Source organism: Fructobacillus fructosus KCTC 3544, assembly GCF_001438695.1.
Classification (GTDB): Bacteria; Bacillota; Bacilli; order Lactobacillales; family Lactobacillaceae; genus Fructobacillus; species Fructobacillus fructosus.
Window position 1 is genome coordinate 160,724 of record NZ_JQBH01000001.1, and the last position, 19,120, is coordinate 179,843.

At 44.7% G+C, this 19,120-nt stretch carries 21 protein-coding genes; 3 read left to right on the plus strand and 18 right to left on the minus strand.

The annotated features are described in order from the left end of the window. Nucleotides 1-25 precede the first annotated feature (25 nt). From IV71_RS00765 to tig, 9 genes are all read right to left on the minus strand, one after another. A complete protein-coding gene (locus IV71_RS00765; protein WP_010691579.1) occupies nt 26-1,141 on the minus strand; it encodes an AAA family ATPase in 1,116 nt (371 codons plus the stop codon). A 100-nt stretch (nt 1,142-1,241) separates the two neighbouring features. Continuing rightward, nucleotides 1,242-1,949, minus strand: coding sequence for a DUF4097 family beta strand repeat-containing protein (locus IV71_RS00770; protein WP_010691580.1), 708 nt, complete (start codon nt 1,947-1,949; stop codon nt 1,242-1,244). Beyond that, nucleotides 1,942-2,508, minus strand: coding sequence for a DUF1700 domain-containing protein (locus tag IV71_RS00775; RefSeq protein WP_010691581.1), 567 nt, complete (start codon nt 2,506-2,508; stop codon nt 1,942-1,944). Before IV71_RS00775 ends, IV71_RS00770 begins: the two co-directional genes overlap by 8 nt. Nucleotide 2,509: 1 nt before the next feature. After that, a complete protein-coding gene (locus IV71_RS00780) occupies nt 2,510-2,818 on the minus strand; it encodes a PadR family transcriptional regulator (RefSeq protein WP_010691582.1) in 309 nt (102 codons plus the stop codon). Nucleotides 2,819-2,919: 101 nt separating this feature from the next. Then, entirely contained in the window at nt 2,920-3,360 is a 441-nt protein-coding gene (msrB, locus tag IV71_RS00785; RefSeq protein ID WP_010691583.1) for a peptide-methionine (R)-S-oxide reductase MsrB, read from the minus strand. Continuing rightward, complete coding sequence (gene msrA, locus IV71_RS00790) at nt 3,347-3,883, minus strand: peptide-methionine (S)-S-oxide reductase MsrA (RefSeq protein WP_010691584.1); 537 nt, start codon at nt 3,881-3,883, stop codon at nt 3,347-3,349. The genes msrB and msrA overlap by 14 nt, the downstream gene beginning before the upstream one ends. A gap of 103 nt (nt 3,884-3,986) precedes the next feature. Further along, nucleotides 3,987-4,571 (minus strand): ribosome biogenesis GTP-binding protein YihA/YsxC, encoded by a 585-nt coding sequence (yihA, locus tag IV71_RS00795; protein WP_010691585.1) that lies wholly within the window; start codon nt 4,569-4,571, stop codon nt 3,987-3,989. Between the two features lie 5 nt (nt 4,572-4,576). Beyond that, nucleotides 4,577-5,821: an ATP-dependent Clp protease ATP-binding subunit ClpX gene (clpX, locus tag IV71_RS00800; protein WP_010691586.1), complete on the minus strand. Its 1,245-nt coding sequence runs from the start codon at nt 5,819-5,821 to the stop codon at nt 4,577-4,579. A gap of 100 nt (nt 5,822-5,921) precedes the next feature. Further along, nucleotides 5,922-7,214 (minus strand): trigger factor, encoded by a 1,293-nt coding sequence (gene tig / locus IV71_RS00805; protein ID WP_010691587.1) that lies wholly within the window; start codon nt 7,212-7,214, stop codon nt 5,922-5,924. A 179-nt stretch (nt 7,215-7,393) separates the two neighbouring features. On the opposite strand from tig, the gene IV71_RS00810 reads away from it, so the two are divergent. Continuing rightward, a complete protein-coding gene (locus tag IV71_RS00810; protein WP_010691588.1) occupies nt 7,394-7,816 on the plus strand; it encodes a GtrA family protein in 423 nt (140 codons plus the stop codon). A 78-nt stretch (nt 7,817-7,894) separates the two neighbouring features. Here the strand turns inward: IV71_RS00810 and pepV are convergent, their stop codons facing one another. Next, nucleotides 7,895-9,310 (minus strand): dipeptidase PepV, encoded by a 1,416-nt coding sequence (gene pepV / locus IV71_RS00815; protein ID WP_033444894.1) that lies wholly within the window; start codon nt 9,308-9,310, stop codon nt 7,895-7,897. Nucleotides 9,311-9,433: 123 nt separating this feature from the next. Between pepV and IV71_RS00820 the strand changes: the two genes are divergently transcribed. Further along, the gene (locus IV71_RS00820) at nt 9,434-10,294 is read left to right on the plus strand and encodes an NAD(P)H-hydrate dehydratase (RefSeq protein WP_010691590.1); all 861 of its coding nucleotides are present in this window, start codon (nt 9,434-9,436) and stop codon (nt 10,292-10,294) included. 26 nt (nt 10,295-10,320) lie between these two features. Beyond that, nucleotides 10,321-11,139, plus strand: a complete 819-nt coding sequence (locus tag IV71_RS00825; protein WP_010691591.1) for an exodeoxyribonuclease III — start codon at nt 10,321-10,323, stop codon at nt 11,137-11,139. Between the two features lie 48 nt (nt 11,140-11,187). Here IV71_RS00825 and IV71_RS00830 read toward each other — a convergent pair whose 3' ends face one another. The 8 genes from IV71_RS00830 to ruvB form a co-directional block, all read right to left on the minus strand. Beyond that, a complete protein-coding gene (locus IV71_RS00830; RefSeq protein WP_010691592.1) occupies nt 11,188-12,291 on the minus strand; it encodes an HlyD family efflux transporter periplasmic adaptor subunit in 1,104 nt (367 codons plus the stop codon). Nucleotides 12,292-12,305: 14 nt separating this feature from the next. Beyond that, on the minus strand, nt 12,306-14,471 hold the full coding sequence (locus tag IV71_RS00835; RefSeq protein ID WP_010691593.1) for a peptide cleavage/export ABC transporter: 2,166 nt from the start codon (nt 14,469-14,471) through the stop codon (nt 12,306-12,308). A 429-nt stretch (nt 14,472-14,900) separates the two neighbouring features. Then, nucleotides 14,901-15,434 (minus strand): 3'-5' exonuclease, encoded by a 534-nt coding sequence (locus IV71_RS00845; protein WP_010691595.1) that lies wholly within the window; start codon nt 15,432-15,434, stop codon nt 14,901-14,903. Then, a complete protein-coding gene (locus IV71_RS00850; protein WP_010691596.1) occupies nt 15,431-15,988 on the minus strand; it encodes a GNAT family N-acetyltransferase in 558 nt (185 codons plus the stop codon). Before IV71_RS00850 ends, IV71_RS00845 begins: the two co-directional genes overlap by 4 nt. Continuing rightward, nucleotides 15,985-16,440 (minus strand): tRNA (adenosine(37)-N6)-threonylcarbamoyltransferase complex ATPase subunit type 1 TsaE, encoded by a 456-nt coding sequence (gene tsaE, locus IV71_RS00855; RefSeq protein WP_010691597.1) that lies wholly within the window; start codon nt 16,438-16,440, stop codon nt 15,985-15,987. Before tsaE ends, IV71_RS00850 begins: the two co-directional genes overlap by 4 nt. Before the next feature lie 76 nt (nt 16,441-16,516). Continuing rightward, nucleotides 16,517-16,831 (minus strand): hypothetical protein, encoded by a 315-nt coding sequence (locus tag IV71_RS00860; protein ID WP_010691598.1) that lies wholly within the window; start codon nt 16,829-16,831, stop codon nt 16,517-16,519. Nucleotides 16,832-16,974: 143 nt separating this feature from the next. After that, a complete protein-coding gene (gene queA / locus IV71_RS00865) occupies nt 16,975-18,036 on the minus strand; it encodes a tRNA preQ1(34) S-adenosylmethionine ribosyltransferase-isomerase QueA (RefSeq protein WP_010691599.1) in 1,062 nt (353 codons plus the stop codon). Nucleotides 18,037-18,051: 15 nt separating this feature from the next. Next, the gene (gene ruvB, locus IV71_RS00870; RefSeq protein WP_010691600.1) at nt 18,052-19,107 is read right to left on the minus strand and encodes a Holliday junction branch migration DNA helicase RuvB; all 1,056 of its coding nucleotides are present in this window, start codon (nt 19,105-19,107) and stop codon (nt 18,052-18,054) included. Nucleotides 19,108-19,120: the final 13 nt, after the last annotated feature.

A 19,120-nucleotide genomic window follows, 5' to 3' on the forward strand; every position in this document is an offset into this window, starting at 1 on the left:
AAGCCTGCCAAACGGCAGACCTTTCTCAAACCTTTGTCAGGTTTACCCCAACTCTTTTTTCAATAATTTCTAACGCCTGTAAGTAACGTGCGTAGTAGCCAGCAGGGTCATCAGCCCCACCAACACGGTCAAGCAAAACGGCTTTGTCATCAAAACCATAGTCTTCAATCACCTGCCACAAGTGTTGATCAAACAGTTTTGTCCTGGCTTCATCGGCCCCGTTCATGACCGCAACGGCTGGTGGAATGACCAAGATCAAATCCAGCTCTTCTTCCCCGATGGTGTTATCAAAGAGGGCCTTCAACTTCGCCGCATCCTCGTCCGGTAACCAAGCTCTTGTTTCGGCCATGGTCACCATGGCATCGGTATCAAAAAAAGTCAGTCCGTTGTTGGCCGGTGAATTGATTTCAGCCGAGTTCGCATCGTACTGCCCCTGAATAATGCGGGTGTAGTCCTTTAGCAACAGCTCTGAATCAAACACGTTCGACTTTTCCTGGTAAGCCCTCGAAAACTCCAATGAAAACGGCGAGTTCGACGTTCTGGCCAAACGCCGAGTTAACGTAGACTTCCCAGTTTGTGGAGCCCCGACGACCAAGATTTTCTTCGCAAAATGTCGACGAAAGACACGGTTAATGTAATCCCAATTGCCAAGCGGATCCTTTCGAACGGCCGTAGCCGAAACTTTCAAAATCGTTCGATCCATCAATGAAACGGACCAATGGCCATCATTCGGTAATAGTTTTTCTAGCATTGACTTATAGTCGGCTTCTCCCGTGTAGAGAGTGATGTGGGCATTGGGATTTTTAATGTTTCGTTTAATCGTTTTGACCAAACGATCCGTCCACTCTTGCCAACCATTCGGCATCTGGGGAATGTCATCTTCGTTGATGTAATCGACCTTGATGCTTTTTTCGTCATTAAAGGCTTCCCGAAGGTAGCGAAAGCGCTTCTCAACTGGAAGACCAATCTGGTCCCCACGATCACCAGTGTAGCCAGAGGTAATCACGACCACCCCATCGTTTAGAGCCGCCGCTTTGTAAATTTCGGCCTGATGCCCAATATGCATGGGCGCGAGGGTTCCAAAAAAAACACCAATTTTATCGCCCATCAAATTGTCTTTGACTAAGTTTGCTTTAACCATGTTCTCCCGCTTGTTTTGATTACTAGATTGAATTGACCCCATTATACCAAAAATACCCACTAAAACGAAAAAGTCGACCAGCGGTCGACTCGTTCATTGATTATCTTAAGGCAATGTCTCCATTAATTGTGCGAATAATAAAGTCTGCTTTGTTCAAATGAACATTTTGGTAGTTTTTATCAATCTGAACATTTCCTTGGCGACTGACGGTGGCCAATTTAGGGAGGGTCGATTTACGAATCGTCACATCACCATTGCGACTATCAATCAGCCCTGACTTTTCCAGCTTACTATCGAACACCGTCACTGCTCCATTCACATTTGTCAGGGAGAAAACGTTGCTGTGCTGGTTTTTGACTTTTAGCGAACCATTCACATTGGATAACGATAATTTATCAAAAGTCATTTTATCCGGAACTGTAATAATAATCCGGTGTTTATTGCGGTTTTTAATTCCAAATGTCCAATTATTTTTCTCTTCAGCCGTCACGGTGACCAAACCATCATTTGATGAAACCGTTACCGAAGACTTTTCTACCGGATCCGTTAAAATCGAGAAACGGGTCCCCTGCTCCACCACCACATCAGCCTCTTTAGTGGCCACAACCAGGTTCTTCACCTCTTGTTTGCCCGAACTAATTTGGTCTGGTGTAATGTCCAAACTACCGCGCTCGTCTTGATCTGAAATGTAGACAGGACCATTGTTCCAGTAGACTTCTCCCGGTAAGCCCCCCTTCCAGACCGAAAAAGCCGATAAAGCCAAACCGACAAACACGAGGAAAAAACCAGTCATTATTTTACTATTCATGATTCATCACCCTCCTTGCTGTGTGTTGAATTTTCAGCAAAAGAGCCTTCGTCCAGTCCGTCGCCTTCATGACCAACCAAGTCGCGCATGGGGAAAACATAATGGACAAGCCAATTGAGATCACTGCCATGCCAATGTAGAAAAGACCGCCCCAGAAATTCTGAGTTAACACGACGGCACCGGCAATCCCTGAGAACGCCGATACGATAATTAACGATAAGGCAATACCCCAAGCCAACAATGGCAATGACGCAATACCAAGAAAGCTAATTAACGTAACCAGTAGCCAAATTGGGGAAGTCAAAATAACCAGAATAAATTGACCACGGGTCAACGGTTGTGTCTGCTTTGCCCGAGTGGTAACCTCATCCCCATCTTCTTGGTCAAAATCAGCTTTCAATTTTTCGGCTAAGACAGCGGATTCGCCCAACTTCACTCGCGCCTCTTCATCCGACAACCCGCCATCCGCTAGATAGTTCCGGTAATACTCAATAATGTTTTCTTGTTCGTTTTTGGGCAGACCAACCAGGGCCTGCTCGAGTTCATTCAAATAGGTCATCCTAGTGTTCTCCCAACAGTGCATTGATTTGATTAGAAAAAAGCTGCCAATCAGCACAGGCTTCTTTCAAATAAAGCTGGCCACTATCCGTTAATTCATAATACTTTCGCACTCTTTCCGCAAAGACTTTCGAACGGGTCGTCACCAGGTCTTTTTGCTCAAGACGCCGCAAAATCGGATAAGTAGTGGAATCTGAAATTGGTAGCTGCAACTGAATCTTTTTGGTCAGTGCGTACCCATACAGTGGTTCTTCTTTTAATACCGAAAGCACAACAGCCTCCAGCACTCGATTCGGAATTCTAATCGCCATACCTTCCCTCCAGGCAATATTATATAACATATAGTATAGAAGACAAAATTTTTCTAAATAAAAAAGTCCCAGCCAAAGCCGGGACCAAAAATTTTATTTCATTACTTATCGAACAACTTCAGGTACTTACCGTACCCCTCTTTTTCCATATCAGCCTTTGGGATGAAACGCAGAGCGGCTGAGTTAATGCAGTAACGCAAGCCCCCCTTGTCTTGAGGGCCATCTGGAAAGACGTGGCCCAGGTGGGAATTAGCATCACGCGAACGCACCTCAGTACGGGTCATTCCGAACGAATGGTCCGTGTCTTCCTTCAAATCAGCATCATCGATTCCCTTTGTGAAGGCTGGCCAACCACAGCCAGAATCATACTTATCCGTTGATGAAAACAACGGTTCTCCCGAAACCACGTCAACAAAAATGCCATCATCCCACCACTGGTCATACTTTCCAGTAAAGGGACGCTCCGTTGCGGCGTTTTGAGTAACTTCATACTGTTCTGGTGTCAAGCGAGCCTTTAATTCTTCTTGGTTATACTTCGTCATGTGCTTTATCCTCCCAATACTTTTCCTGATAACGCTTGCGGGGAACCATCATCATCGCTTCGCGAAGGGGGTCCTTCTTATAAAAGTCTTGGTGATACTCCTCGGCCTCGTAGAAAGGCTTGGCGTCTTCAATAGACGTCACAATTGGTCGATCAAAACGACCGGATTCTTCAAGTTCTTTCTTGGACTCTTCCGCTATCCGCCGTTGTTCGGGTGAATTAACAAAGATGACTGGCCGGTAACTATCTCCGCGATCCGCAAACTGACCGGTGGCATCCGTTGGGTCTGCCACCTGCCAATACAAATCCACCAGCTCCTTGTAGGAAATCACATCTGGATCAAACCAGATTTTAACGGCTTCCGTATGTCCCGTTGTGTGGGAACAAACTTCTTCGTAGGTTGGATTGGCAACATGCCCACCGGTATAACCGGAACGAACCTTCTCAATTCCCGGTAAGGAATCAAACGGTTCAACCATGCACCAAAAACAACCACCTGCAAAAATTGCTGTATCTTCTGCCATGTAAAAGACCTCCTAAGTACTATTGTACTCAGAAGGTCTTTTTCGTCAATGGTCTAGTTGCTTTTTTTCAAAACAAATCGATAAAATCCATAGCAACCAGACATTACATTTTACTTTCAATCCACTCCCAGACCTTTTCTTTACCGGATTTCGTTACCGATGAAAAGAAACAGAAGTCGGAATTACTTGGGTCGAAATCAACTGCTTTTTTGATGATTGATTCTGATTGGTTTAGTTTTCCACGAGCGATCTTATCCGCCTTGGTCGCCACCAACAGCACCGGAATGTTGTAGTAAGCCAACCACTGGTACATCATGATGTCTTCTTGGCTTGGCTTATGACGGGCATCCACAAGGGAAATCACACCCCGTAACTGTTTACGGGTACTAATATAGGTTTCAATCATTTGGCCGAAAGCTTCTCGTTTCTTTTTTGAAACCTTAGCGTAGCCATACCCAGGGACATCGACAAAGTACAGGGCATCCTCAACTGAGTAAAAGTTCAATGTTTGCGTCTTACCCGGCTGCCCGGAAGTCCGGGCGAAGTTTTTACGGTTAATTAGCGTGTTGGTTAACGATGACTTCCCAACGTTTGACCGCCCAACCAGCGCAAATTCTGGCCGCCCGTCTTCTGGGTATTGGCTTGGTGAAACGGCCGACATGACCATTTCGACGTTATGCACATCCATGATGCTTACCCTTCCTTTTTCAGAACCAACTTCGGTTCCTTACCGTTTTCAACGGCTGCCTTTGTAATGACAACTTTTTCAACATCATCACGTGATGGAATTTCGTACATCACGTCCTTCATCACTTGCTCAATAATGGAACGTAGTCCACGAGCTCCGGTTCCACGCGCAATAGCCAAGTCAGCCATCGCCTTCAAAGCCGTTGGCTGGAATTCAAGATCCACGCCGTCCAAGCCAAGCAGGGCCTTATACTGTTTAACCAGTGCGTTCTTTGGCTTCGTCAAGATGTGGGTCAAGTCTTCCACAGTCAATTCATCCAAAACCGTAATGATTGGCAACCGACCGATAAATTCAGGAATCAGCCCGAATTTCGACAAGTCCTCCGGCTCCACGTTTTGTAAAATATTCTTCTTACTCAATGCCTCCGCATTGTCCGAGGAAGCGGAACCAAAGCCAATCACCCGCTTACCCAAACGCTCTTTGATGATCGTATCAAGACCGGCAAAGGCCCCACCGACAATAAAGAGAATGTTAGTGGTATCAATCTGAATCATCTCTTGGTTCGGATGCTTACGACCACCCTGAGGTGGTACAGAAGCAACCGTTCCTTCTAACATCTTCAGTAGGGCTTGTTGAACACCTTCACCTGAAACGTCTCGTGTAATCGAAACGTTTTCAGACTTTTTCGCAATCTTATCAATTTCATCCACGTAGATAATGCCACGTTGTGCGGTCTCAACGTCAAAATTAGCTGCTTGCAACAGCTTCAACAAGATGTTCTCTACGTCTTCACCAACATAGCCCGCTTCTGTCAAAGTCGTGGCATCGGCAATGGCAAAAGGCACCTGCAAAATCTTAGCAAGCGATTGCGCAAGATAAGTCTTCCCCGAACCAGTTGGACCAAGCAAGGCGATGTTCGACTTTTGAAGCTCCACATCCGTCGTCTTCAACGCGTTTTCGTTAACGCGCTTGTAATGGTTGTAGACCGCGACGGCCAAGGTCTTCTTGGCATCTTCTTGACCAATTACATAGTCACCTAGTGATTCAACAATTTCCTTTGGCGTCGGCAATTCCAATTGTTCACCCTCTGCATCTAGGGCTAAGTCTTCTTTGATGATTTGCTCAGCCAAATCCGTACATTCATTACAAATATACAGACCATCAGGCCCAGCGACCAGTTTTTTAACCTCATCGGCGCCTTTTCCACAGAACGAGCAGTGAATCATTGGTCCTTGATTTTCTTCAGTCATTGATCATCCTTTCAGCTTTATCCAAATTAACGCCGTTTTAGCACGACGTTTGTCAAAGTCTCTCTAAGAAAAAAAGCCCGCAAGGGGCTCTTCATCTTGTTTACTTTGCCTTTGCAGTCGAAACAATCTTATCAACAGCAGACTTCATCGCAATGTCATGCTTCAACAAAGCATCTGACAATGACTGCTTAACTTGCTCTTCAGAAATGTTGTACTGTGAAGCCAAGTCCTTTACTTCAGCGGCAACTTCTTCATCTGAAGGTTGGAAATCTTCCTTCTTAACGATGGCTTCCAACACCAAGTTCGTCTTCACACGAGTATCGGCACCTTCAGCAAACTGCTTCTTTAATGAATCTTCTGTTTGACCAGAGATTTGGAAGAACATTTGTGGTGAGATACCTTGTTGCTGCAATTGACCAAGATACTGTTGCATCTGGCGATGAACATCTTCGTCAATCATTTCTTGTGGAATGTCACCACCAACAACTTCGGCGTTCTTAACAGCAGCTTCAACGGCTGCGTCTTCGAATGCATCGTCTGCTGCTTGCTGGCGAGCTTCTTCCAAGTTCTTCTTGGTCTTTGCCTTCAATTCGTCAAGCGTGTCAACATCTTCGTCAACATCCTTGGCAAATTCATCATCCAATTCTGGCAAAGACTTGCGCTTGATTTCGTGAAGCTTAACTTCAAACAAAGCTTCTTTACCAGCCAAATCCTTGGCCTGGTAATCTTCTGGGAAGGTAACCTTCACATCAACATCATCGCCGGCCACATGACCAACCAATTGTTCTTCGAAACCAGGAATGAATGAACCTGAGCCCAATTCAAGTGAGTAGTCCTTTGACTGACCACCTTCAAAGTGGTCACCGTCAATTGAACCGTCAAAGTCAATAACGACCGTGTCACCGTTTTCAGCCTTTGTGCCTTCAGGTTGCAAAACCAATTCCGCTTGATTTTCTTGCATACGCTTGATTTCAGCATCAACATCTTCGTCTGATACCTTGGCATCTTGCTTTTCAACAGTCAAACCAGTGTAGTCACCCAACTTGATTTCAGGCGCAACGGCAACTTCGGCCTTCATTTCCCAATCGGCACCCTTTTCCATTGAAACAGGAGCGATGTCAGGCTGTCCAACAACCGTAATGCCGGCATCGGCAACGGCTGCTTGGTAAGCAGCTGGCAAAACAATGTCCATGACGTCTTGGTACAAGGCTTCTTCACCAAACTTTTGCAAGAAAAGTGCCATTGGAACCTTTCCCTTACGGAAACCAGGAACCGCAATCTTGTCCTTGTTCTTTTCAAAGGCTGCCTTTAAGCCCTTTTGCACATCTTCTTGTGCGATTGAAAATTCTAACGTACCACGGTTTGCATCCGCAGCTGCTGTCCATTTAGACATATCAAATCCTCCAAGTCATTTCTTCCTACTAATTTTAGACTAAATACCAGATTTTCACAAGGTTTTGACTCATGAAATTTAGAAAAGGACACGGATTAAATGTTTTTATCTAAATTTAATGCTCAATTGATTCATCTTTGTTATCATATTGGAAACATCAATGGTTAGAGAGAATGCCAATGTTAAAAAGACTGCTAAAAAAATATGATCGAATCATCCGATACTTAGTTTTAGGATTTGGTACTTTCCTTGTGAACATGTGGTCCTACGGCTTCATTTCTAAATTCGCCAACTATTCCATTTCCTACACCTTAGCTTGGGGAATCGCCGTCCTGTTCGCCTACGTGACCAACCGTCAATGGGTCTTTGATTCCAAAGTCCGTGGGTGGAAAATCATCCCCGAAATTGTGAACTACTATTTATCACGTGCCCTGACTTTTTGGCTCGGCCTTGGAATTATGTGGATTGGGGTCAAACACCTCTCCTTCAATGATTTTTACGTTAACATTGCACGTAATGCCATGTTGTTAATTCCAAACTACTACCTCTCCAAGCTTTACGTTTTTCGCGACAAGCAAAAGAAAAATAACACAGCAAAATAAGCAACAGAAAACAACAAAAAGCATGAATCGCAAGTAGTCGATTCATGCTTTTTTGTATAGTTTCGGGATTGAAGCCCATTATTCTGGCAGATTTGCCAACTCAACGATTGCTTGACCGTAAATTCCCATTGAACGAACTAAATCATCAACTAGGGCAAATTCGTTGACTTGGTGCATCGTTTCAGGTGAATCTGGGAACAGCGCTCCAAAAGCAACACCGCGTTCCATCAAACGTCCATATGTCCCCCCACCAATCACCTGATCGTAAGCCTTCAGACCAGTCTGATCATGGTAAATGTTCAACAAAGTCTTGACTACTGGGTCCTTAGGTGAAACATAGTGCGGTACCTGAGCATGGCCACCAATCTCGGCCTTGTGACGCCACTCCGGCATCGCCTTCGCCAATTGTTCACGGATAAAGTCCGGCGTAATGCCCTTTGGATAACGGAAGTTATAGTTAATGAAGACGCCGTTTTCTTCATCAAACCGAATAATTCCAACATTCATGGACAAAGCGCCCATGACTTCGTCTTTGTACGCCACGCCTAATTGACGACCCGTTGGGTCATCGTGTGACCACGTACCAAGATAAGTCAAGAAACCAGCTGCACTACCACCAAATTCGTATCGATCCAAGAAGTTGGCCAAGTAGGTTCCAGCATTTTCCCCCGTTTCGGGTAATGAACCGTGCACCTGTTTTCCAATGACTTCTAACTGAATCTCATCGCCATCCTCGGCGACTTTTCCTGATACCTGTGGATGGTCAGCTAAGTAGTTTGAAAAATCATCGTCCACTTGGTCAAAAGTCAAGCCGGCAACCGTGGCACGGGCAACACCTGGTACCATGTTTGTCCGTAAGCCTGATTCAAAGTTCAGCAATTGTGCCTTGTCTCCGTTCGTCCCTTCAGACGTGACGTTAACCTGTACATTCCCCTTTTCCCCATTGATGATGGGGTACTCAGCATCGGGTGAGAATCCAAATGCCGGAGCTGGTTCAACTTCGAAGTAACGCGTCATGCCCGTCCAGTCGTTTTCTTCATCCGTTCCGAAAATCAAACGAACACGACGCTTCAAAGGCAAGTTCATATCGCGAATCATCTTGAAAGCGTAGTAGGCGGCAAGACCAGGTCCCTTATCATCGGAAGCACCGCGGGCAATGACTTTACCATCCTCAATCACGGCAGTGAAGGGATCCGTATTCCATCCTTCACCAGCTGGCATCACATCAACGTGGGCCAAGAGTGCGACATATTCCTCGCTGTCCTTGGGTCCAATTTCAATGTAACCGACAACGTTATCGATGTTTTTTGTCACAAAACCATCACGATCTGCCAACGACAAAATGTGTTCCAAGGCGGCCTTTGGTCCAGGTCCCAATGGCGCTTCTTTGGTTGCCTTACTATCATCTCTGACGGAAGGAATGGCTAAATAATCAGCCAAATCTGCCAAATAAGCACTTTCCTCTTCCTTTGCTTTCAACTGCCAATCGACCATGAAAATACCTCCGTTAATAGTTTCCGGAAAAGCCACACGGGACTTTTTCATAATTTTCTAATGATTTAATTTTAATTATACACAAGTCCGCGGTAAAATGTGTGCAGGAGGTTGAATTTTTTTATGATAAATCTATCCCATGAACTCGCAGCAAATGTCATCACCCCCAGAAACCGCGATAGTTTCAAAGGGACGTACGGACACGTTTTAATTGTTGGTGGCAACGCCAATCTTGGCGGAGCCGTTATTATGAACGCACAAGCGGCGGTCCAATCGGGCGCTGGCCTCGTCACTGTGGCCACCGACTTAACCAATAAAACCGCCATCCACGCCCGCTTACCCGAAGTCATGGTGGTGGATTACCAGTCTGACCTCACACAAACAATCAAAAAGGCTGACGTCGTCCTTGTCGGGTCAGGATTGGGCGAAGAAATTGGGGTTTTAAACCAAGTCTTGGCTCATATTCAACCAAAACAAACTTTGATTATCGACGGATCAGCGCTGACGATGATGGCTGAGCAAAACCTTTCCCTCCCTAATGCCAAAGTCGTGCTGACTCCTCACCAAATGGAATGGCAACGCTTCGGCGAAGTCACCATTGCTGATCAAGCCCGGGAAGATGCTAACTGGGAGGCCCTCATTAATTTCAAAACTGAACCCATTCTCGTTTTGAAATCTTCTGCTACCCAGGTATACTTGAAGGATGACATGTATCAACTAACCGTCGGCGGTCCTTATCAGGCCACCGGTGGGATGGGTGACACCCTAGCCGGAATGGTTGCGGGTTTTGCTGCACAATTTCAACCACTGGGGCCAGCTGTCCTGGCCGCTGTTTATTGCCATTCTGCTATTGCAGAGAACCTAAGCAAAACAGCCTACGTTACCCTACCATCCACGATTGCCGCCGCCATTCCGGCCTACATGCAACGGTTGGCACAAGAAAGCATCAGCAAGGACCCCGTTGATACCAAGCAAGAAGAATAGACTTTGACTAAAGGAAGAAAAGGCAAATGAAACTGATTTCCTGGAACATCGATTCCATTAATGCAGCTGTTGAGCACAAATCCGACCGTGGCTTGATGACTTGGGGCGTTCTCGAAAAGATCGCAGAAGCAAAACCCGACGTCGTCGCCATTCAAGAAACGAAATTAAAAGTCGATGGTTTAACTAAGAAGCAAAAGGCTGCACTGGAAGCTCTTTTTCCCGACTATCATTTCTACACGAATTCATCGTCTGCCCGTAAATCTTACGCCGGTACCATGTTAATGACGAAGGAAGAACCCCTCAACGTTGATTATCCCGCAATTGGAGCTCCAGGCGAAATGGATCAGGAAGGTCGTATTGTCACCGCTGAATTCAACGATTGCTTCGTTTCAACCGTCTACACACCAAATGCCGGTGGCGAACTTGCCCGCTTAGATGATCGTCAGCTTTGGGACGATGCCTACCGTCAGTACATCAACGGGTTAAACGAGCAAAAGCCAGTTATCTTCTCCGGTGACTTTAACGTCGCTCACGAAGAAATTGATTTGAAGCATCCAAGTGCCAACCACCATTCGGCTGGCTTCACGGACGAAGAACGTTCACACTTCACAAAGTTGCTTGATGCTGGCTACACAGACACGTTGCGGGCGATGCATCCTAATGAGGCTGGTATTTATTCTTGGTGGGCACAGCGTTCTAAGACATCTAAAATCAACAATTCCGGCTGGCGGATTGACTACTACCTCGTGTCAAACCGCATTGCCGATAAAGTTCAAAAGATTCAAGTCGTGGACACCGGCGCCCGCCAAGACCACGCTCCCTTGGAATTAGATATTGAAATGTAAAAAATTCGCCAAATATTGGCGAATTTTTTTTTACGCAATGAATGCTAATTATTTCGCCAGTATTAATTCTCTTAAATAATTTAGCCATGTCTTCTTTCCAGTGATAATCGACACCGTTCCCTCCACGCCATATCGAATTTCTTCAAGTTCAGACTGTGTCGGCATCAATCTAGCCCGAATAGTGTAAACATTACCTTGTTTTGTATTAGTTGGTGTTTCATCAATCTGATTAATGGTTCCATTAAGTAAAAGAGGCTTAGGTCCGGATTGATTAGCGTGAAAGCGAATTTTTTGATTACTTTTCAAGCTGTTCATTTGATTAGCAGGAACGGCAAAACTAACTTCAAGCTTGGTCTGCTCATTCAAAACAGGATAGATTTCTGCAATCTCCGTCCCACTTGGTAGGTATTGAGAGTTTGTCGTAGCCCCTTTTAAATGTAATACGCCATCCGTTGGAGCTTTCAAGACAGCGTTATTCGCGGCATTTACCAGCGAAATTTGGTTACTGTTTAAATCTAGTTTGCTGTCCTTTAAGCTCTGAATTTCTTGATTAATGCTAGCCAGGGTTTTAGCTTTTAATGATTGGATTTTTTGATTCGCTTCTTGTTGACTTTGATTAATCTTTTTTTCTTTATTCTTTTGTTCTGCGTCGCTTTGATTGATTTCGTCAATACCTTCCTGATTGGACCGATTCAGATTATCTAACTGGCTTTGATAGTGAGTATATTGCTCTGAGTAGCCGTAATCGTCATTTGTTGTAAACAAATTTTTACCTTGTTCAACACTTTTCTTAAAGGTGTTCAGCGCTTGTAAATGGCGATTCGTTCGATCAATTTTTTGCTGATTATTAATCTGGCTGATGGTAGTGTCTTGATTATTGAAGACGACGAGGGTTTCACCACGGTGGACCACTTTGTTTTCCTTCAGGTTGTTTTGAGTGATGACCGAATTATTGGCTGATTGAATTGTGGTTAAGGTACTTTGGGGTATGATTTGCCCGACAGCTTTTACCGTGATTTCTTTTTTTGTAAAGCATAAGAAAAGAACAGTCAACAGTACAGCAATCATGATTGGCCAAATCAGTTTTGTCGTAAAAGTCCCGTAACGACGATTATAAAATTCAGCACTTTCGAGTTGATTTTCTTTAAACAATTGGTCTCCTCACTTTACTGCTGTACCAGGTTTGTATAGGCCTCGTTAGTCCCGAGTAAGGCCGCATGCTTTCCATCCGCTACGATTCTTCCATGATCTAACATGACCAGCCGGTCCGCTCGTTCGGCAACGGTTAAACGATGAGCGACAAAAATAATGGTTTTATCCTCTAGAGCTAGTAGATTATCAATCACTTTCTTTTCGGTTAGCAAATCAAGATTACTAGTGGATTCATCCAAAATAAGGACCTGGGAATCAGTTAAAAGTGCCCGGGCTAACGAGAGGCGTTGTCGCTGTCCGCCGGAAAGTGTCCCCGCATCGTTAATTTCAGTATGAAAACCCTGTGCCATTTTTTCGATATCTTCTTTAATGCCAGCGATTTCTACTGCTCGATAAATTGCTTCTGGTTGGACTGGCTCTTTAACCCCTAGGAGTAAGTTTTCAATGATGGTTCCAGTAAAAAGATGGGCCTCCTGAGGAACATAGGTAATGCTTGAACGAAGGGTTTCCTTTTTAAACTGGCAAATATCATGGTGGTTAATCGAGATTTTCCCGTGATTGGCTTCGAGGTCAAAAAAACGAACCAACAGTTTAGCTAAGGTTGATTTTCCAGATCCAGAAACGCCAACCAGCGCAATTTTTTCATTGTTTTGTATGGTTAAATCTAAGCGATCGAAAATTGGTTGATTGTATTGATACTCAAAGGAAATGTTTTCAAAGCGAATGGTTAAATCCTGCTTTTCTATTGATAGCAGGTTTTCTTCACCGTCAAACTCAGACGAAACGGCATAGATTTCTTGCAAGCGGTGAGCGGCGACAATGGCGGACTGAATCTTACTTTGTAGGTTAATGATGGTTTGCAGTGGTTCCGTAAAATAACCAAGCAAAGCGTTATAAGCCATTAATTCCCCAATGGTCAGACGATTTTGCACGACTAAATTGGCGCCATACCATAAAACAAACACTTGAAAAACAAGTTTTAAAGTCCCCTTTAAGGATTCTTGAATCGCTGTTAAGCGTTCTTTGGAAAAAGAACGCTTTAAAAAACGGACATAGTTTTGATCAATTTCATCATAACCAGACTGTTCAGCACCAAGCGCTTTAATTGTTTCCATGCCAGTTAATCGTTCAATAACCGCTGCTTCTAGATTAGCTCCCGCGCGCATGGTTTCGTGATTTAAACGTGAAAAGACTTTAACAAAGACCAAGATAACAAAAGTGTAAACAGGAATCGATAAAGCCGTAATTAGGAATAACTGAGCATTATAGCTCAATAAAACAACAGCCATAATGATCACAATGACCAGGTCAATGAATAGAGACAGTATGGATGAAGCAACTGCTTCAATCACGGAATTGGCATCATTAAAGCGAGAAGTTAGTTCGCCAACCCGTCTGGTGTAAAAGAAGCTCATTGGTAATTTAAACAAATGCCGGACATAGGAAAGAATGATGTCAATTGATAATCGTTGTCCCAGAATAATAAGCAAATACTGTTGTACATAGGCCATGACCTGTTGCAAAAGATAGGCTGAAATCAGGCCAAGACTAACAATGGCCAGGGTGCTCATCATACTATTGGGAACATACTCATCAACTAAGAATTGCAGAAAATAAGAGCCAACAATGCTAATCGAGATCACAAACAGCGAAGCCGCCACAATATTGGCCACTAACCCTTTTTGCTTTATGATCACGGATGAGAGACCACTGAAACCACGCCAACTCTCTTTTTCTGGTTTGAACTCTGAGTTGGGGGCAAAAAAGAGGGCCACGCCTGTCCACTGTTCTTCAAATTCGGCATGGGTCATGGTTCTCTTTTTGACGTTTGGATCCGGGTCAGCAATTTTAATTTTATTTTTTGTTACACCGTACACGACGTAGTAGTGTTCGAGTAGCTGACTATGATCGGGCTTTTGGACATGCACAATAAATGGAAAGGGTTTTTGATTATCTTTCTCAAATAGAGTCATATCCGCTCGAATGGCCTTTGCATCAAAGTTCATTCTTTCGGCCGCTTTTTTTAGACCAAGTGCCGTTGATCCTTCTAAGTTAGTTTTCGCTAAGCGACGTATTTTTGCAATGGATACGTCATAGCCGTATGTCTTCGCAACCATGGCCAGACAGGCAGTGCCACAATCGCGTTCATCAACTTGTGCTCTGTATCGAAAATGTTGCATAGGTGCTTTCTCCGAATAAGGATTATGAATTGCTCAAAAGCGGTTAGATTCATCAATGTTTTCTTCACTTAGTATTACGTAAAAAGGATGATACTCACTCAAAATCAAATGATCACGATGAACAAAACAAGCTTTCCCCATTAACACCTCGTAAATTCCAAAATTTACCTTGTCATTACTTGCCCTCATGGACATGAAAAAAGGCGCTAACAACGTTTCGTTGTTAGCGCCTTTTATTTAGAAATGATGACGATAAATTCCGCCACAGTCCATACGAAATCATGACAGCCCCCAAGCCGGCAAAGAAAGCCGCAATTGGTTTATCGGTTGTCAGCATTGTGTGGAGGGCCAGCAGCACTAAGAATAGTGCTGGAACATTTCTCGCTATTTTTTTTCGTTTCAAACCGTTCATCTGTGAAAGCTTTCCTTCTACTTATACCGGACCGCTTTTTTCAACGGTTCCGTTCCAAAGAGCTGTCCCTGACGAATTAAAATTTCAGCACAGGCAATGGCATCCGCGAGCGCATTGTGGTGGTTTTTGAGGGAGATATCAAGAGCAGCAGAAACGGTGTTCAATTTGTGATTAGGCAAATCAGGCATTAATTTCCGTGAAGTTTTTAAGGTGTCCAAAACCTGAAAATGAGCATCTGGCAAGTCGTAATAATCCAAGCACGCCTTTAAAACGGACACATCAAACGTCGCGTTATGAGCAACCACCATTTTCTCCTCTGTAAAAAACGGCGCAATGGTAGGCCAAATTTCTTTAAAAGTCGGGGCGTTCACGACATCTTTCTTATAAATGCCGTGAATTTGCGAATTACGTGCGGAAAACGGTGTATCGGGCTTCAATAGCGTATAGAATTGATCCACGATTTCATCGTTACGAACAACGACTAAGGCCAGCGAGACAGCCGAGTGGCGCTGGCCAGACGCTGTTTCAAAATCAATGGCAACAAAATTCATCTTAGCACCAATTCCCTTCGTTCAAGCGTGGCAGTTCGACCCGTCGGTAAGACAACCGTTTGTTCACCGCCAGGTTGAATAGCAAAGCCAAGTTCATCATAAAGATGACGGGCGGCCGCATTCGTGACATCCACATCTAGCCACAATCGCTCATAGCCGACTTTTTCGGACCAATCAACCATGGCTTGTATTGTTAAGCGGCCCAATCCCTGATTCTGATAGTCTTTTAAAACCGCAATGCCCACTTCCCCTTCTGATATGGAGCCGATACCAACTGGGTAGGCCACAGCTGGATAGTCCTCAGAATCATTATTGCTGGAAGTCTCTGCCCAGATAAGCCAGGTTTGGGCAGGCAAAGTTGCCTCAGCATCCAACTTTTCTTCGTCAATACTCGTTGACTGTTGCCGTGCTAACTCATCCGCTAACAAAAAAGTATCCGACTCTTTTTTCAAGACCGATAGTAGTTCCTGTGAGAAGGCAGCTTGTTGCAAGTCAAGCACCTTTAAACTGTAAGACAACGTCACCTTGTTCTCATCCGGGTTTTCCGCCATCATGATAATTCCTCTTCAAGTTCGGCAACTTTTCCCAAACCCTTGATGGTGATTAAACGCTCGTCTTCGCCATTACCAGTGCGTTCAAAAGTCATGACTAAACGATCGTTAGGCAGCAAATCAGCCATGAACTGTGGCCATTCAATCAGCGTTACACCGTCCGTTCCAAGGTAGTCCTCAAAGCCCTGGTCAGCCGCGCCCGACTCTTCCAAGCGGTAGGCATCAAAATGATACAAAGGAAGCCGACCACTATCGTAGGTGTTCAGAATGTTAAAGGTTGGGCTCTTGACCCGATCGAGTACACCGAGTGCTTCCGCAAACCCCTTGGTAAAAGTCGTTTTCCCCGCACCAAGATCACCATTTAACGTGATGACTAGGCCGGCATCGGCTAAAGCAGCCATTTTTTTTGCCAGCTCCTTTGTTTGGGCTGGATTTGTGCTTTTAAATCTTTTCATACCCTCTATTATACCATGTACCGATTTTTAAGAGCTGCGGAGCACCCACCGCATGAACAGACGCCACACAGCCTAATCAGGTAAAGGCAATCGCAATGACTAAAGCCATGCTAATGGCCAAACGAATCATATGCTGGTGAAATTGAAAATCATCCAATAAATAGCCACGATAGGCTCCCTGCAGTTGATAAATGACGATACCAAGACCGCCAACCCAGCGAAAAGTTGACCATGAATGACTAACAAAGAACAGAATGGTCAAACTACTGGCAATATTGATGGCATAAAATAACCAATACTTATCTTCATCAACAATACTTGCATGTACCGTTGCCACGAAAACAACCACGGCGTATAACGAAATAACTACTCTTAAGATTAATGCTAACATCCCTACCCTCCCGTATTTAAGAAAGCAATCCTAAAAAATTTATTGAAACCAAAAAATCCCATTATCTTGCAGTATAACAAATTTCTTCCAAAAGTTACCGATGCATTTTGACAATAAAAAAAGGCCAAGGGGCCTTTTTTCCATTACTTGTGGACAAACATCGCATCCCCAAACGAGAAGAAACGGTACTTGTCCAAAACAGCGTGTTGGTACGCTTTTAAAATATTATCACGACCAGTGAAAGCGGCCACTAGCATAACCAACGTCGACTTTGGTAAGTGAAAGTTAGTAATGAAAGCATCCACAACCTGCCAGTGATAACCCGGCTTAATGAAAATGTCCGTCCAGCCAGAATCGGCCTGCAGTTCCCCATTAAACTTTGTTCCAATGGTTTCCAAGGTACGAATCGAAGTGGTTCCCGTGGCAACGATTCGACCACCATTTGACCGAACTTTGTTCAGCTTGGCCGCAGCTTCGGCTGATAACTGGTAAAACTCCGAGTGCATCTGATGATCTTCAATGTTTTCTTCATCAACCGGACGGAAGGTTCCGAGTCCCACGTGCAAAGTCAGCTCGACTAATTCGACACCTTTATCAGCGACTTTTTGAAGTAGCTCAGGTGTCCAATGGAGCCCAGCAGTTGGAGCAGCGGCCGAACCATCGACTTTGGAATACACCGTTTGGTAACGTTCCTGATCGTCCAGCTTTTCCTTAATGTATGGAGGTAACGGCATTTCACCCAGTTCCTCCAGACGTTCCATAAAGATTCCTTGATAGTCGAATTGGATATAGCGACCACCGTGGTCCAGTTCCTTCACAATTGTTCCGGTCATAACGGGGTGCTTTGGATCATCTCCAAAGACAATGGTTGAACCAACTGGTGACTTTTTAGCCGGTTTAACTAAAACTTCCCAGACGTCATCATGGTCTTGACGTAGTAACAAGACTTCCGCATGGCCACCCGTGCTTGGCCGAACACCATGCAAGCGAGCTGGTAACACGCGGGAATTATTCATCACCAGGGCATCACCCGGGTTTAAATATTCCAAAATATCATAAAAGTGCTTATCCTCATAGTTACCAGTCAAGGCATTTAAAACCAGCAAACGCGAGGAAGAACGGTCTTTCAACGGTGTTTGTGCAATCAGTTCTTCCGGCAAATCATAATCAAAGTCTGATAATTGGTAATGTGGCGCATCCCCCATGGAAGTTTCCCCCTTTTAATCCTGATGTTCATATGGTCGATTCAAATGATGGTAAGCCGTTTCTGTCACAACGCGTCCACGTGGCGTTCGTTTCAAAAAACCAATTTGCAACAGGTAGGGCTCGACCATCGATTCAATCGTATCTTGTTCTTCACCGATATTAGCAGCAATTGTGGCTAAGCCGACTGGGCCTCCATGATAGAGATCAATCATGGCTAGTAAAAGTTTGTGGTCGGTTTCATCCAAACCCTTTTGGTCAACTCGCAACTTATTCAAGGCCATATCCACTAATTCCGGTTCAATCGCGGACTGGCCGGCAACCTGAGCAAAATCACGGACACGCTTTAACAAACGGTTCGCAATTCGTGGCGTTCCTCTCGAGCGAAGGGCCACTGCCAACGCCCCCTCTTTGGTAATTGGGGCTTCAAAAATCGCGGCCGTTCGGCTGACAATTTCGGCTAGGTCTTCCGGCTCGTAATAGGCCAGCGAATTAATGATACCAAACCGGTCGCGGAGTGGCTTCGATAACATACCAGGCCGGGTTGTGGCTCCTACCAACGTAAAGGGTGGCAGGGGAAAGTGAACGGCCCGGGCCGTTGGTCCTTGTCCAACCATGATGTCGATGTAAAAATCTTCCATGGCTGAATACAACATCTCTTCAATGTTCATCGGTAAGCGATGAATTTCATCAATAAAGAGGACGTCCCCAGGCTCCAATCCGTTTAGCAAGGCTACCAAGTCCCCGCCCTTTTCAATCGCGGGTCCTGAGGCCGTTTTAAGGTGCACCCCTAATTCATTCGCGATGATCATGGCCAAAGTTGTTTTTCCAAGACCTGGAGGTCCAAACAACAAGACATGGTCCAACGCTTCCTCGCGCATTTTAGCCGCCTGAAGGTAGACAGCCAATTCTTCTTTCAGCGCTCGTTGTCCAATGTATTCCGACAACTTTTTGGGACGTAACGAGAGCTCACTTTCCTGCTCTTCTTGGTTTGCCTTGGCATCTTTTAGTAACTCATCTGTTTGATTTTGTCCTTCAAACCAGGCATTAAATTGTGGATTTTCATCAGTCATTATGTTTATTATA